This window comes from Muricoccus pecuniae (genome assembly GCF_014199205.1).
In the GTDB taxonomy this organism is placed as follows: Bacteria; Pseudomonadota; Alphaproteobacteria; order Acetobacterales; family Acetobacteraceae; genus Roseomonas; species Roseomonas pecuniae.
The window spans coordinates 21122-35195 of record NZ_JACIJD010000015.1 but is presented as its reverse complement, the minus strand read 5'-3'; the positions used below and the strand labels follow the sequence as shown (position 1 = coordinate 35195).

Below are 14074 nucleotides of genomic sequence, written 5' to 3'. Positions count from 1 at the left end.
CGCCGGTTTCTGCGGGGAGGGGCGCAGCCCGCCCCACCCTCCCCGCGTTCCGCAGCCGAACCCGCGACCGCGCGCCCGTCGTCGGGGAAAGGAACGCCCCCATGCCCGCACCCACCCGCCGCGCCCTCGCCACCGGCCTGCTGCCGGCCGCCGCCGCCCTCCTCGCCGCGCCCGCCCTGCTGCGCCCCCGCCCCGCCCAGGCCGCCACCGCGGCCGAGATCAATGCCGAGGTGAACGCCGCCCTCGTCTCCCTCCGCCAGCGGGAGGAGACGCGGAACCTCTTCCGCCAGGCCCGCGCCACGCTGATCTTCCCCCGCATCGTCCAGGGCGGCTTCATCGTCGGCGGCCAGTACGGCGAGGGTGCGGCGCTGCGCGGCGACAGCATCCAGGGCTACTACAACATCGCCGGGGCCTCCTTCGGCCTCCTCATCGGCGCCCAGGCCGCGGGGCTGGCCATGTTCTTCATGACCGACGAGGCCCTGGCCGCCCTCATGCGCGCCGATGGCTGGGAGATCGGCACCGGCCCCTCCGTGGTGGTGCTGGACCGCGGGGACCAGGTGAACTTCACCGCCACCACCCTGCGCGAGGCCGTCTACGCCATCACCTTCAACCAGCAGGGGCTGATGGCCTCCATCTCCCTCAACGGCACGAAGATCACCCGCATCAACCCGGGCTGAGCCGCGCCGAAAGCCGGGGCAGGGGGGTGGACGGCCCCCCGCCCCGGGCCCTCAATACGGGGATGCAGAACGCCATCACCGTCCCCGCCGATCTCCTGCACCGCCAGCTCACCACGGTCTTCACTGCCTGGGGCATGGCCGAGGAGCACGCGGACACCGCCGCCACCATCATGGTCGAGACCGACCTCTCCGGCGTGGACTCCCACGGCATCGGCATGCTGCCGCACTACCAGAAGCTGCTGCGCGAGGGCCGGCTGGACCCCCGCGCCACCCCCATCATCCTGCGCGACAACGGGGTGGCCGTGCTGGTGGACGGGCAGAAGGCCATCGGCCACGTCCCCGCCCATTTCGCGACGGAACTGGCGATCGAGAAGGCGCGGGAGCACGGCATCGGCGTCGCGGCCGTGACCAACTCCAACCACTACGGCGCCGCCGGCTGGTACGCCCGCATGGCGGCGGAGGAGGGGATGATCTGCATCTCCCTCACCAACTCCTCCCACCTCCTCGTGCCCGTGAACGGCACGGAGCCGGCGCTGGGCACCAACCCCATCGCCTTCTCCGCCCCCACGCGGGACCCGGAGCGGCCCGTGCTGCTGGACATGGCCACCACCACCGTCGCCTACGGCAAGGTCTCCATCGCCCGCCGCGCCGGAAAGCCCCTGCCGCCGGGCTGGGCGATCAACGAGGAGGGCGGCCCCGAACTCGATTCCGCCCGCGCCTCCGACGCCCGGCGCCTCGCCCCCCTCGGCGGCACGCGGGAGCAGGGCGCCCACAAGGGCTACGGCCTGGCCCTGATGGTCGAGATCCTCTGCGCCACCCTCACCGGCGCGGGATCGGGCCAGCTTCGGACGGGGCATTTCTTCCTTGTGCTGAACCCGGCGGCGTTCCGGGACCGGGAGGGGTTCCAGGCGGATTTGGAGGACCTGCTTGCGCGGCTGCGGGGCAATGCCCCGGCCGATCCGGCCAGTCCTGTCATCATCCCCGGTGACCCCGAGCACGACACCACTGTCGAGCGGCAACGGGACGGAATTCCAATGGTGCAGACGCTAGTGGAGGAGGTGAGGGCGGTGTGCGAGGAGAGTGGGGCGGCGTTTATACTGCGTTCTTAGCAACCATGGAAACACTCATAGTTTTGCCCGAGCAGATACAATCTAAGCGTATATGCGCCAGAAATAAACCGGAGCGGGAGGTCTGTTAGCCTATGAGCAAGTTAGCAATTCTCATTGGAAGTGCAGAGTATCTTTATGAAGCACAACTCCCTTGCTGCACTAATGATCTCGCCGCCCTGACCGCCCTAATCCAAGCTACCAGCAAGTATGATGCTGTCAGAGCCATAAGCAATGCCACTGCAGATCAGATGAAAGCTGAAATAAGATCAGTTTTGGATGAAGTCAAAACAGTAGAGGAAATTTTTTTCTACTTTTCTGGTCATGGCTTTCAGATGGCTGGTGAGTTCTTCTTCTGTCCCAAAGATTTCGATGCAAAGCGCCCATATGAGACCAGCCTTTCGAATGAGGAGCTTCATACTTTATTCCGAGGCGTCAGTCCGCAATTGGTAGTTAAAGTCATCGACGCGTGTAACTCCGGCACCCCGCTCATAAAGTCTGCCGACGGCTTTCTGCCAAGTCCAAAAGGTGGATTGAACCACGTCATACAAATAGCCTCGTGTTTAGACTCCCAAGAGTCCCTAACTGGCGACCCTCTAAGCGAGTTTACGCAGAATTTCTGTTTGGCTGCACTTAGGAAATCAGAGGGACCTATCTATTATACTGACATATCGAATACCATCCGGGATAACTACATTTCCAACACGAACCAAATACCGCATTTCACGTCTCAGGGTACTGGACGTGAAACTTTCACCGAAGACGCTCGAAGTCTCCAAGCTTTTAGAAGCGAGTACGAGAAAACCTGGGCTCAAGGATCATCTAACGCCGCTTCACCTGAGGGTTCCGACGAGACGACAGAAGTTGCTACGTACGAGCCGACCCTGCTAGATTTGTTGAAGGCGATGGAAGATAAAGTCGCCAAACCAGAGCGGGTTGAACAGTTCATCAATCTTCTATTTGACGGCGTAATAGAAAAGCTGTCGGACAATGATTTCGCGGACTTTTTTGAAGCGCAAGTTGATGAGCACCCCGATTTTCGCGAGATTACAGCGCGCTCTTTCATTATCAGGATTCTGTCGAATGAGAGTCGTCCAGACAATTTTGTGAGTGCCACCATAAAAACCAAGACAAAGAAGAGAAACTGGTTCGAGACACCTTCGATTCTAGCTCTACAGACCGATGAAGCAGTTACAGAGACTTGGGATTTGGAACTAAATTGCTCGATGAAGCGAGCGCAGATGAAAGTAAGTCTGACACCCAAGTACACCAGACTGAAAAAACTCGTTCTGGTTTTGACATGCGCTCCCAGCCTTGATGAGTGTTACATTTTTGAAATCGTAACCCAGCATGCTCGCACTGACTGGGATAGCTTTGATTGGGAGGGTCAGGAGGTAGTGCGCCGTTGGTATAAGATGCAGTGGAACGACAATCCTTCTAGCTTGGTCAACAAAATATCAGATAAATTGAAGGAAGCTATAAATCTTCATCTTCAACAGATCAAAGAAAAATTAGCAAAAGAATAGTTAGTAAAGTACGGGATTCACATCCAGTCACCCCATTGCATGAGATTATGCCAATACCGGAAAATTATCCTTGACGATGAAGATTCTTTCCTATATGCCGCTGGGCACACTGGAGGAGGTCTTCAATGTCCCACTCGCGCCCCTCCCGCCCCTGGTCCCCCCTCACCGACGCCGAGTGGGCCGCCCTCGCCCCCCACCTCCCCCTCACCGGCCCCGGCCGCCCCCTCGAAAACCCCCGCGCCCGGCTGGACGGCATCTTCCAGCTCGTCACCACAACCCTCCCCTGGCACCACTTCCGCAGCCCGGCCGCCCGCACCGATACGCTGCACCGCCAGTTCCGCCGCTGGGCCCGCATGGGCGTCTGGTCCCGCCTCCTCGCGCTCGCCGCCCGCCGGCGCGCGCCCAAGCCCCTGAAGGCGGTGCTCGATTGGCTCTGCGCCGCCCATCGCCGCACCTATCGCCTGCTGGGCATGCCCGTCCTCGCCCTCGCCCGCCGCCTCGGGCTGCGGCGCGCCCTGCCCGGCCCCTCCTGGCTGCTCCCCGATCCGGATTTGTCCGAACTCGTCCATCGCGCGGTGAAGTCGGTGCTCAACGGCCCGCTCACCCGGCGGGAGATCCCCGTTCTCCGCAACCTGCGCGCCCTTCTCCGCACCGCGGGCGGGCGGCGGCGCATCCCGGCCTGCCTCGTTCCGTCATGACGCCGCGCCTTGACCCCCCCTCCCCTCCCTGCGAAACCGCCCCGCCGCCCGGATTCCCCGGCCCCGGCTTCCACACACGCGACAAGAGGCCGAATCACGCCATGCGCGACCAGGGCGAGTACCTTTTCACCTCGGAGTCCGTCTCCGAAGGCCACCCGGACAAGGTGGCCGACCGCATTTCCGACACGGTGCTCGACACCTTCCTGGAAGCCGATCCCTACGCGCGCGTCGCGTGCGAGACGCTGGTCACCACCAACCGCATCGTCATCGCCGGCGAGACGCGCGGCCCCGCCGACATCACGGCCGACCTGCTGATGCACGCCGCCCGCCTGGCCGTGCGCGACATCGGCTACGACCAGGAGGGCTTCTCCTGGCGCAACGCGCATGTGGAATGCCACCTGCACGCCCAGTCCGCCCACATCGCCCAGGGCGTGGACGCCGCCGGCAACAAGGATGAGGGCGCGGGCGACCAGGGCATCATGTTCGGCTATGCCTGCCGCGAGACGCCGGACCTCATGCCGGCCCCCCTCTACTACTCCCACCTGATCCTCCGCCGGATCAGCGAGGCTCGCCGCAACAGCGACATCACGGCCAAGGGCCTGCTGCCGGACGCCAAGTCCCAGGTCACGCTGCGCTACGTCGATGGCAAGCCGGTGGGCGCCACCTCCGTCGTCGTTTCCACCCAGCACGAGGAGGGGATGACCCAGGAGGACGTGCGCGCCCTCGTCCTTCCCTTCATCGAGACCTCGCTTCCCCCGGGCTGGATGCCGAAGGCCGAGGAGATCTACGTCAACCCGACCGGCACCTTCGTCATCGGCGGCCCCGATGGTGACTGCGGCCTGACCGGGCGCAAGATCATCGTGGACACCTATGGCGGCGCGGCCCCTCACGGCGGTGGCGCCTTCTCCGGCAAGGACCCGACGAAGGTGGACCGCTCGGCCGCCTATGCCGCGCGCTACGTCGCCAAGAACGTCGTCGCCGCCGGGCTGGCGGACCGCTGCACGATGCAGGTCTCCTACGCCATCGGCGTGGCCAAGCCGCTCTCGGTCTACTTCGACCTGCACGGCACCGGCCACGACGTGGACGAGGCGAAGCTGGTGAAGGTGATCGGGGACATGGTGAACCTCTCCCCCCGCGGCATCCGCGAGCACCTGCACCTCAACCGCCCGATCTACGTTCCCACCTCCGCCTACGGTCATTTCGGCCGCACGCCGGACGCGGAGAAGGGCACCTTCACCTGGGAGCGGACGGACCTCGCCGCCGAGCTGAAGCGCGCCTTCGGCCGCTGATGCTCCGGGGGGAACAGAGGAATCTGTTGACGTTTTGTTCTCATTAACCTAGGGTTCTTCCTGTCGGGCACCCCCACCCGGCCGGCCCTCCCCCAAGGGCCGAGCCTGCCCCCCTAGGCGCAAATGAAAGGGCCGTACCGCAACCCCCTTGCGGTGCGGCCCTTCCCCCATCCAGGCGCCCCGGATTCATGGCCTACGACATCTCCCGCCCCTCGCCCCCCGCTGAGGGCATCCCCGATCGCCTCTACGGCCGCCGGCGCGGCCACCCGCTGCGCCCGCGGCAGGGGCGCCTGCTCGACCTCACCCTGCCGCGCATCACCCTGGCCGACCCCGCCGATCCCCGCGCGGGTTTCGCCAACGCGCCCGGGGCCCTCTGGCTGGAGGTCGGCTTCGGCGGGGGCGAGCACGCGCTGGAGATCGCGCGGGCCAATCCTGAGGTCGCGCTCATCGCCTCCGAGGTGTTCGAGAACGGCCTCTGCTCCCTCCTCACCCAGCTCGTGCCCGAGGGGGAGGAGGAGACCGGCTCCTTGCCCGCCAACCTGCGCCTGTGGCCGCGGGACGCGCGCCATCTCCTCGCCGCCCTGCCGGACGGCGCGCTGGACCGGCTGTTCCTGATGTTCCCGGACCCCTGGCCGAAGGCCCGGCACAGCAAGCGCCGCTTCGTGCACCCGGCCCTGCTGCCCCTGCTGGCCGCGAAGCTGCGGCCCGGCGCCGAGTGGCGCATCGCGAGCGACGACCCGACCTACCAGGCCTGGGTGGACGAGGTGATGGGGGCGCAGGACCTCTTCGACCTCGCCGAGCACCACGACGCCCATCCCGAGGGCTGGCCCCGCACGCGCTACGAAGCCAAGGCGCTCCGTGAGGGCCGCGCCCCGCGCTGGTGGGTCTGGCGCCGGAAGTAGAAGGGGCCGGGAGGGTCGCTCCCCGGCCCCGGCGGGATCAGGCGAAGAGGATGTCGGTGCTGCCGAGCGCGTGGACGCCGCGCAGCTCGACCCCCGTCATCTCGCCGATCGCCTCGAAGCTCAGCACCAGGCCATCGGGAGTGTCGGTCGTCGTCACGGCCGCGGCCTTGATGCCGTAGGGCCGGAAGTCGATCTGGTCGATGCCGGAGTGGAAGTCGAGGATTACGTCCCGCCCGCCGCTGAGGTCGCCGCCGTAGTAGCTGTCGTACTCGAAGCGGAACACGTCCCGCCCCGCGCCGCCCGACAGGGTGTCGATGCCCGAGCCGCCGCGCAGCACGTCGTTGCCAGCCCCGCCGAAGAGGACGTCGTCTCCGCTGTCGCCGCGCAGCGTGTCATGGCCCGTGCCGCCGAGGAGCAGGTCGTTCCCGCCGCCGCCGCGGATATAGTCGTTGCCGCCGCCGCCCTCGAGCGTGTCGCCCAGGTCCCGCGCGGCATAGGCCGCCTCCGCACCGGGGGACGGGCCGTCCGCGCCGTAGCCGAAGATGCGGTCGTCGCCGTTGCCGCCCATGACCATGTCGGCGCCGTAGCCGGCATAGATCGTGTCGGCGCCGTGGCCGGCCATGATGAGGTTGTTGCCCGGCGGCAGGGACCAGTCCTGGGCCCCGTTGCCATAGATGGTCAACGGCTCCCGAGACGACCACTGGAGGATGTGGTCGCTGCCGCTGCCGCCACGAATCGTACGCATCTGCTTCCTTCCTGGAACCGGCGGTGGTGCGATCCGTCGGTTTCGCAAGATTAACGGTTGTGCACGATTCCAGGATCTAACGTTTCCGTGTGCGGCACGGACACGCCGGAAAACGCAATCCTTGCTCCCCTCTGCGCGCAACGCTATATGCGACGGACAAGACAATCCGCCGTTTCAGGGGGGTGGCCTTAGCGGGCCGCCTTTTTTCGTTTTTGAGCGACGACGCCAACAACCAGGAACTGCCCCAGCACGAGGGGCTCGAGGCCCGCATCGCAGCGGCCATCGCACCGGCCCTCGGCGGCATGGGCTATGAGCTCGTGCGCGTGCTGATCCAGGGCAAGGAACGCCCGACCGTGCAGGTCATGGCCGACCGCGCCGATGGCAGCCTCATCAACGTGAAGGACTGCGAGGCGATCTCCCACGCCGTCGGCGCCGTGCTCGACGTGGATGATCCCTTCCCCGGCGTGTGGAACCTCGAGGTCTCCTCCGCCGGCATCGACCGGCCGCTGACCCGGACGAAGGACTGGGTCCGCTTCACCAGCCAGGTCGCGACCGTGGAGCTGAACGTCCCGCAGGAGGGCCGCCGCCGCTTCCGCGGCCGCATCCTCTCGGCCGACGAGAACGAGGTGCGCCTGAAGCTCGACGAGGGCGCCGAGGTCACGCTTCCCCGCGGCAATATTCGCCGCGCCAAGCTGGTGCTGACGGACGAGCTGATCGCCGCCACCGCCCAGCCTGAACCCGAAGACGCCGATGGTGAGGTGGCCCCGAAGAAGGCCCCCAAGCGCTGGCGTCCCCCTTCCGAGAGGAACTGATAGAGATGGCCGTCGATGTCGCGATCGCCCGCCCCGAGCTTCTCCAGGTCGCCGATGCCGTCGCCCGGGAGAAGATGATCGAGCGCGAGGAAGTGCTCGAGGCGATGGAGCAGGCCATGTCCAAGGCCGGCCGCGCGAAGTACGGCCAGGAGAAGGACATCCGCGCCACCATCGACCGCCGGAACGGCGAGGTCCGCCTCTCCCGCTGGACCGAGGTGGTGGAGGCCGAGCCCGTCGAGAACGAGGCGACGCAGATCCCGCACCGCATCGCCGAGCGCATCAAGCCCGGCATCAAGGTGGGCGAGTTCATCGTCGATCCCCTGCCGCCCATCGACTTCGGCCGCATCGCCGCCCAGACCGCCAAGCAGGTGATCGTGCAGCGCGTGCGCGAGGTCGAGCGCAAGAAGCAGTTCGACGAGTACAAGGACCGCGTCGGCGAGATCATCAACGGCGTGGTCAAGCGCACGGAGTACGGCAACCTCATGGTCGATCTCGGCCGCGCCGAGGCCCTGCTCCGCCGCGACGAGACTATCCCGCGCGAGGCCTTCCGCAACGGCGACCGCGTGCGCGCCTACATCTACGACGTGCGCGAGGAGCAGCGCGGGCCGCAGATCTTCCTCTCCCGCACCCATCCCGGCTTCCTGGCGAAGCTCTTCGCCCAAGAGGTGCCCGAGATCTACGACGGCATCATCGAGATCAAGGCGGTGGCGCGCGACCCCGGCAGCCGCGCGAAGATGGCCGTGATCTCCCGCGACAGCTCGATCGACCCCGTCGGCGCCTGCGTCGGCATGCGTGGCTCGCGCGTGCAGGCCGTGGTGGCGGAGCTCCAGGGCGAGAAGATCGACATCATTCCCTGGTCGGGCGACATGCCGACCTTCATCGTGAACTCCCTCGCCCCCGCCGAGGTGACGAAGGTGGTGCTCGACGACGAGAGCCGCCGCGTCGAGGTGGTGGTGCCGGACGACCAGCTCTCGCTTGCCATCGGCCGCCGCGGCCAGAACGTGCGCCTGGCCTCCCAGCTCACCCGCTACGACGTGGATATCCTCACCGAGGCCGAGGAGAGCGAGCGCCGGCAGGAGGACTTCCGCAAGCGCTCCGGCCTCTTCGTCGAGGGGCTGGACGTGGACGACGTGATCGCCGGCCTGCTGGTCACGGAGGGCTTCACCTCGCTCGAGGAGATCATCGAGACCGAGGACGAGGAGCTCGCCTCTATCGAGGGCTTCGACGAGAACGTGGCCGCCGAGCTGAAGCGCCGCGCCCAGGCGAGCCTTGAGCGCCACGACCAGGAGATGGACGAGAAGCGCCGCGCCATGGGCGTGGACGACAAGGTCGGCGAGACCGGCGGCTTCACCCCCGCCATGATGGTCGCGCTGGGCGAGAAGGGCGTGAAGACGCTCGACGACCTCGGCGACCTCGCCGCCGACGAGCTGATCGAGATCCTCGGCACGGACAGCGTGGACGAGGAGACGGCGAACGCCATCATCATGGCCGCCCGCCAGCGTGCCGGCTGGTTCGGCGAGGAGGAAAAGGCCGCGGCCGAGGCCGCCGCCCAGGCCGGCTATGACGAGGCCGGGGAGGACGGTGCCGAAGGCATCGAGGATGAGGGCGAGCCCGGCGAGGACGCCGGGGCGGGAGATGCCGGGGCCGGGGATGCCGAGGACGGCTCCGAGGCCGCCGATGCCGAGGGCGAGCCCGTCGTCGGCGACGAGGGGGAGAACGGCGACGCCCGGGCCTGACCCCCAGACGCCTCCCGGGGAGGAAGCCGTCGGCCTTCCCCCCGAGGAGGAAGCCTCCGGAATCCCTCCCGGGAAGGAAGCCTCCGGCTTGCCTCCCGTGCAGGAAGCCCCCCCGGGGCTTCCCGATCCCGAGGAGAAGGGCCCTCTCCGCCGCTGCGTGGTGACGCGGGAGAGCCTGCCCAAGGAGGCGATGATCCGCTTCGTGCTCGGCCCGGACCGCGTCCTGGTGCCGGACCTCGCCGGGCGCATGCCCGGGCGGGGAATGTGGTTGAGCGCGCGCGGCGATGTGCTAGAACGCGCGCTGACCCGCGGCGCCTTCATGAAGGCGGCCCGCGGCCCGGTTCACCCCGTCCCCGACCTTCGCGAAGCGATCCTCGGCGGCCTCCGGCGGCGCATCCGGGACCAGGTAGGCCTCGCGCGCCGCGCGGGGCAGGCCGTGGTGGGCTTCCAGCAGGCGCGCGAATGGCTGCAAACCGGTCGCGCCGCCCTGCTGGTCGAGGCGTCGGATGGAAGCGCCCCGGAGCGCGCGAGGCTGGTCGGGAGCCATGGGGTTCCCGTCGTCTCCGTCCTCGGGGCGGCGGAGCTTGGTGCGGTGTTCGGTCGCGATCACGCGGTGCATGTGGCGGTGGCGTCGGGCCGGCTGGCCCAGGGAATCCTGGCCGAGGCCGGGCGCCTGGCCGGCATGCTGAGCACCGCGCCGGCCGATGGGAATGCGCGTGGTGGCGAGAGGGGCAAGGCGCGGGTCCGCAAGGGCCCTGGCACCGAGGCCTCCGCATCGCCACATAACGCGGACAGAGGTGGCCCCGACCGGGGCCGCCGGAAGATTGCACCCTCGCAGGGTGCGCAAGACCCCGCGCCCGGACAGGCGGCGGGGAGCCCGGCGTCCGGCAAGGGCGGCAGGCAGGAGACGCGCCCTCGGCGCGGAGGGGAGCCGGCCGTGCCAGTGACGCAAAAGCGATGAGCCGCTAGTCGGCCAGACGGCAACGGGGCGGGAGGGGCAACCCTCGCCGCCCTTTGGGCTCGCGCCTTGTCGCGGCCCAGGGATGCGCGCCCCCGGCGGCGCGAAATGGATGATGGGCCGCCCGATGGCGGCCGGCACCCCGGGGACCATCCCGGAAGGGTGCGTTGGAGATCAGTGTGGCGGATAGCAAGCTGGATACGGAAGGCTCGGGCAGCGCCCCGGGCGCGGGCGGACGGATGAGCGACGAGAACGGACAGGATCAGGGCAAGGGGCGGCTCTCGCTGCGCCCCGGCGGACGGATGGAGCTCGGCAAGACCGAGCAGGCTGGCAGCGTGCGCCAGTCCTTCAGCCATGGCCGCAGCAAGACGGTGCAGGTCGAGGTGGTGAAGAAGCGGGCCGGCGGCCCCGGCGGCGCGCCCGCGCCGACCGGCGCCGCGGCGCCCGCGCGCCCGGCCAGTCCGCAGGCTTCCGGCCCCCGCGCCGGCGGCCCGCCGCGCGCCGGTGGCCCCCGCGCCTCCGGCCCCGCCCCGGCCCCCGGCCGCCCCCTCACCCAGGGCGAGCAGGCCAACCGCCTGCGCGTGCTGGAGGAGATGCGCCGCCAGGAAGCCGAGCGGCAACGCGTGGAGCGCGAGCAGCAGGCCCTGATGGTGCGCTCCGCCGCCGAGGAGGCCGCGCGCCGCGCCGAGGACGAGCGTCGCGCCTCCGAGGAGGCCGCCGAGCGCGCCGCCCAGGCCCGCCGCGAGCAGGAGGAGGCCGCTCGCCGCGCCTCCGAGGAGGCGGCCCGTGCCGCCGCGCGCCCTGCCGAGCAGGCCCCAGAGACCGTGCAGCGCGAGGCGCCTGCCCCGGCGCCGCGCCCCCCCGCGCCGCCCGTCGCCGCGCGCCCGGCCCCGGCCGAGGAGGCGCCCCGCGCCGCCCCGCCGGCCCGTGCCCCTTATGGTGACCGCGGCGGTGATCGCGGCGGCTATGCCGGCCGTGACGACCGCGGCGGCCGCGATGGCGGCTACACGCCCCGTCCGGCCGCGCCGAGCGGCGACCGTGGCTATGTCATGCGCACGGGTGGCCCCGGTGGGGCGCCCGGCGGTGATCGCGGCGGCGACCGTGGTGGCTACGCTCCCCGTCCCGCGGGTGGTCCCGGCGGCGATCGCGGCTACGCGCCGCGTCCCGCGGGTCCTGGTGGCTTCGGCCCGCGTCCCTCCGGTCCCGGTGGCGATCGTGGCGGCGACCGCGGCTATGTGATGCGCACGGGTGGCCCCGGTGGGGCGCCCGGCGGTGATCGCGGCGGCGACCGCGGCGGCTACGCTCCCCGCCCCGCGGGTGGTCCCGGCGGCGATCGCGGCTACGCGCCGCGTCCGTCCGGCCCCGGCGGCTACGGCCCGCGTCCTGGCGGCGGTGGCTACGGTGGCGGCGGCGGTGCCGGCGCCCCGCTGGCGGCCCGCCGCCCCGGCCCCGTGCCGAGCAACGTCCCCGCCGGGGGCGGCGCCGGGAAGCTCTCCCTGCGCCCCCGCGCGCCCGGCGACGCGCCGGTTCCCGGGATGGAGGAGGAGGGGCGCCGCGCCCCGCCGCGCCGCCTGGGCACCGCCCCGGCCGCGGCGGCCCGCAAGCCCGTCCCTGCCCCCGCCAAGAAGGGCATGGGCGCCGGCGACCGGAAGCGCGAGGGCCGCATCGACGTCGCTGCGGCGATCGAGGGTGACGACGATCGCGGGCGTTCGCTCGCCTCCGTCCGCCGCGCCCGCGAGCGCGAGCGGCGCCAGGCCGAGCTCGCCCGCCTCCGCTCCGGCCAGGAGCGCGTGGTGCGCGACGTGGTCATCCCCGACATCATCACCGTGCAGGAGCTGGCGAACCGCATGGCCGCCCGTGCCGGCGAGGTGGTGAAGGCGCTGTTCCGCATGGGCGTGATGGCCACCATCACCCAGTCCATCGACGCCGACACGGCGGAGCTGGTGGCGACCGAGTTCGGCCACCGCATCCGCCGTGTTTCCGAGGCGGATGTGGAGCAGGGCCTGGAGGGCGAGGCCGACACCGAGGAGGCGCTGGAGCCGCGCCCGCCGGTCGTCACCATCATGGGCCATGTCGACCACGGCAAGACGAGCCTTCTGGACGCCCTCCGCAAGACGGATGTGGCGGGGCGCGAGGCGGGTGGCATCACCCAGCATATCGGCGCCTACATGATCCAGATCCCGACCGGCGATCGCGTGACCTTCATCGACACCCCGGGCCACGAGGCCTTCACGGCCATGCGCGCCCGCGGTGCCTCGGTGACGGACATGGTCGTGCTGGTTGTCGCGGCGGATGACGGCGTGATGCCGCAGACCGTCGAGGCCATCAAGCACGCCCAGGCGGCCCAGGTGCCGATGATCGTGGCCGTCAACAAGATCGACAAGCCGGGGGTGAACCTCGACCGCGTGCGGCAGGAGCTGCTGCAGCACGAGGTGGTGGTGGAGTCCCTGGGCGGCGACGTGCAGGAGATCCAGGTCTCCGCGCTGAAGGGCACGAACCTCGACAAGCTGCTGGAGGCCATCATCCTCCAGGCCGAGATCCTGGACCTGAAGGCCAACCCGAACCGGGCGGCCGAGGGCACGGTGATCGAGAGCAAGCTCGACAAGGGGCGCGGTCCGGTCGCAACCGTCCTCGTCCAGAAGGGCACGCTCAACCAGGGCGACATCGTGGTGGCCGGCGCCGAATGGGGCCGGGTGCGCGCGATCATCGACGACATGGGCATCCCGCTCACGGGTGCCGAGCCGTCGGAGCCGGTCGAGATCCTGGGCCTCACGGGCGTTCCCTCCGCGGGCGAGACCTTCGTCGCGGTGGAGGACGAGACCCGGGCGCGCGAGATCACCGAGTTCCGTCAGCGCAAGGCGCGCGAGAAGGTGGCGGCAGCCGCCGGCGCCGCGCGCGGCACGCTGAACGACATGCTGGCCCGCATCCAGGCGGGCGAGCAGAAGGAGGTGGCCGTCGTCGTCAAGGCGGACGTGCAGGGCTCCTCGGAGGCGCTCGGCGTCACCCTGGGCAAGCTCTCGCGCGAGGAGGTCAAGGTGCGGGTGCTGCACTCGGCGGTCGGCCAGATCACCGAGAGCGACATCCAGCTCGCCAAGGCTTCCAACGCCGTGGTCATCGCCTTCAACGTGCGCGCCACCACCCAGGCGCGCGAGATGGCGAACCGCGACGGCGTCGAGATCCGCTACTACTCGATCATCTACGAGGTGGCCGACGACATCGAGAAGCTGGTCCGCGGCAAGCTCGCCCCGATCCAGCGCGAGAAGTTCCTGGGCTACGCGCAGATCCTGCAGGTGTTCGAGGTCAAGCGCCTCGGCAACATCGCCGGTACCCGCGTGACCGAGGGTGTCGTGAAGCGCGGCGCCGGCGTGCGCCTGCTGCGCGACGGCGTCGTGATCCACCAGGGCACGCTCTCCACCCTGCGTCGCTTCAAGGATGACGTGAAGGAGGTCGCCAACGGCTACGAGTGCGGCATGTCCTTCCACAACTACAACGACATCCGCGTCGGCGACCAGATCGAGTGCTACGAGACGGAGACGGTGGCGGCGGTCTGATCCGCCACCCCTCCCACCGCGTTACAATCCGCCGCGTCCGGTTCACCACCGGGCGCGGCGGACGCTTTTCCGAG

General features: G+C 69.3%; 9 protein-coding genes and 3 pseudogenes. 11 read left to right on the top strand and 1 reads right to left on the bottom strand.

The genetic code is table 11. The annotated features are described in order from the left end of the window. The first annotated feature begins 101 nt into the window (after nt 1-101). The 6 genes from FHS87_RS15930 to trmB all read left to right on the top strand — a co-directional run bounded on the left by FHS87_RS15930 (nt 102) and on the right by trmB (nt 6198). Nucleotides 102-677, top strand: a complete 576-nt coding sequence (locus tag FHS87_RS15930) for a lipid-binding SYLF domain-containing protein (protein WP_184520381.1) — start codon at nt 102-104, stop codon at nt 675-677. Nucleotides 678-739: 62 nt separating this feature from the next. Continuing rightward, the gene (locus tag FHS87_RS15925; protein ID WP_184520380.1) at nt 740-1786 is read left to right on the top strand and encodes an Ldh family oxidoreductase; all 1047 of its coding nucleotides are present in this window, start codon (nt 740-742) and stop codon (nt 1784-1786) included. 92 nt (nt 1787-1878) lie between these two features. Then, a complete protein-coding gene (locus FHS87_RS15920; RefSeq protein ID WP_184520379.1) occupies nt 1879-3309 on the top strand; it encodes a caspase family protein in 1431 nt (476 codons plus the stop codon). A gap of 125 nt (nt 3310-3434) precedes the next feature. Further along, nucleotides 3435-4007, top strand: coding sequence for a transposase (locus FHS87_RS15915; protein ID WP_184520378.1), 573 nt, complete (start codon nt 3435-3437; stop codon nt 4005-4007). A 101-nt stretch (nt 4008-4108) separates the two neighbouring features. Next, nucleotides 4109-5296: a methionine adenosyltransferase gene (gene metK / locus FHS87_RS15910; RefSeq protein WP_184520377.1), complete on the top strand. Its 1188-nt coding sequence runs from the start codon at nt 4109-4111 to the stop codon at nt 5294-5296. 188 nt (nt 5297-5484) lie between these two features. After that, nucleotides 5485-6198: a tRNA (guanine(46)-N(7))-methyltransferase TrmB gene (trmB, locus tag FHS87_RS15905; protein WP_184520376.1), complete on the top strand. Its 714-nt coding sequence runs from the start codon at nt 5485-5487 to the stop codon at nt 6196-6198. A 37-nt stretch (nt 6199-6235) separates the two neighbouring features. Here trmB and FHS87_RS15900 read toward each other — a convergent pair whose 3' ends face one another. Beyond that, the gene (locus tag FHS87_RS15900) at nt 6236-6943 is read right to left on the bottom strand and encodes a calcium-binding protein (protein WP_184520375.1); all 708 of its coding nucleotides are present in this window, start codon (nt 6941-6943) and stop codon (nt 6236-6238) included. 212 nt (nt 6944-7155) lie between these two features. Between FHS87_RS15900 and rimP the strand changes: the two genes are divergently transcribed. The 5 genes and pseudogenes from rimP to infB all read left to right on the top strand — a co-directional run. Beyond that, complete coding sequence (rimP, locus tag FHS87_RS15895) at nt 7156-7755, top strand: ribosome maturation factor RimP (protein ID WP_221299989.1); 600 nt, start codon at nt 7156-7158, stop codon at nt 7753-7755. Between the two features lie 5 nt (nt 7756-7760). After that, nucleotides 7761-9491 carry a transcription termination factor NusA gene (gene nusA / locus FHS87_RS15890; protein ID WP_184520373.1) on the top strand — a complete coding sequence of 577 codons (1731 nt, stop codon included), beginning with the start codon at nt 7761-7763 and terminating at the stop codon, nt 9489-9491. Between the two features lie 97 nt (nt 9492-9588). Further along, nucleotides 9589-10218, top strand: a pseudogene (locus FHS87_RS15885) (RNA-binding protein); the annotation flags it as partial. Between the two features lie 470 nt (nt 10219-10688). Further along, nucleotides 10689-10835: pseudogene (locus FHS87_RS24775) on the top strand (translation initiation factor IF-2 associated domain-containing protein); the annotation flags it as partial. Nucleotides 10836-11796: 961 nt separating this feature from the next. Next, nucleotides 11797-14000 (top strand): annotated as a pseudogene (gene infB, locus FHS87_RS23830) (translation initiation factor IF-2); the annotation flags it as partial. Nucleotides 14001-14074: the final 74 nt, after the last annotated feature.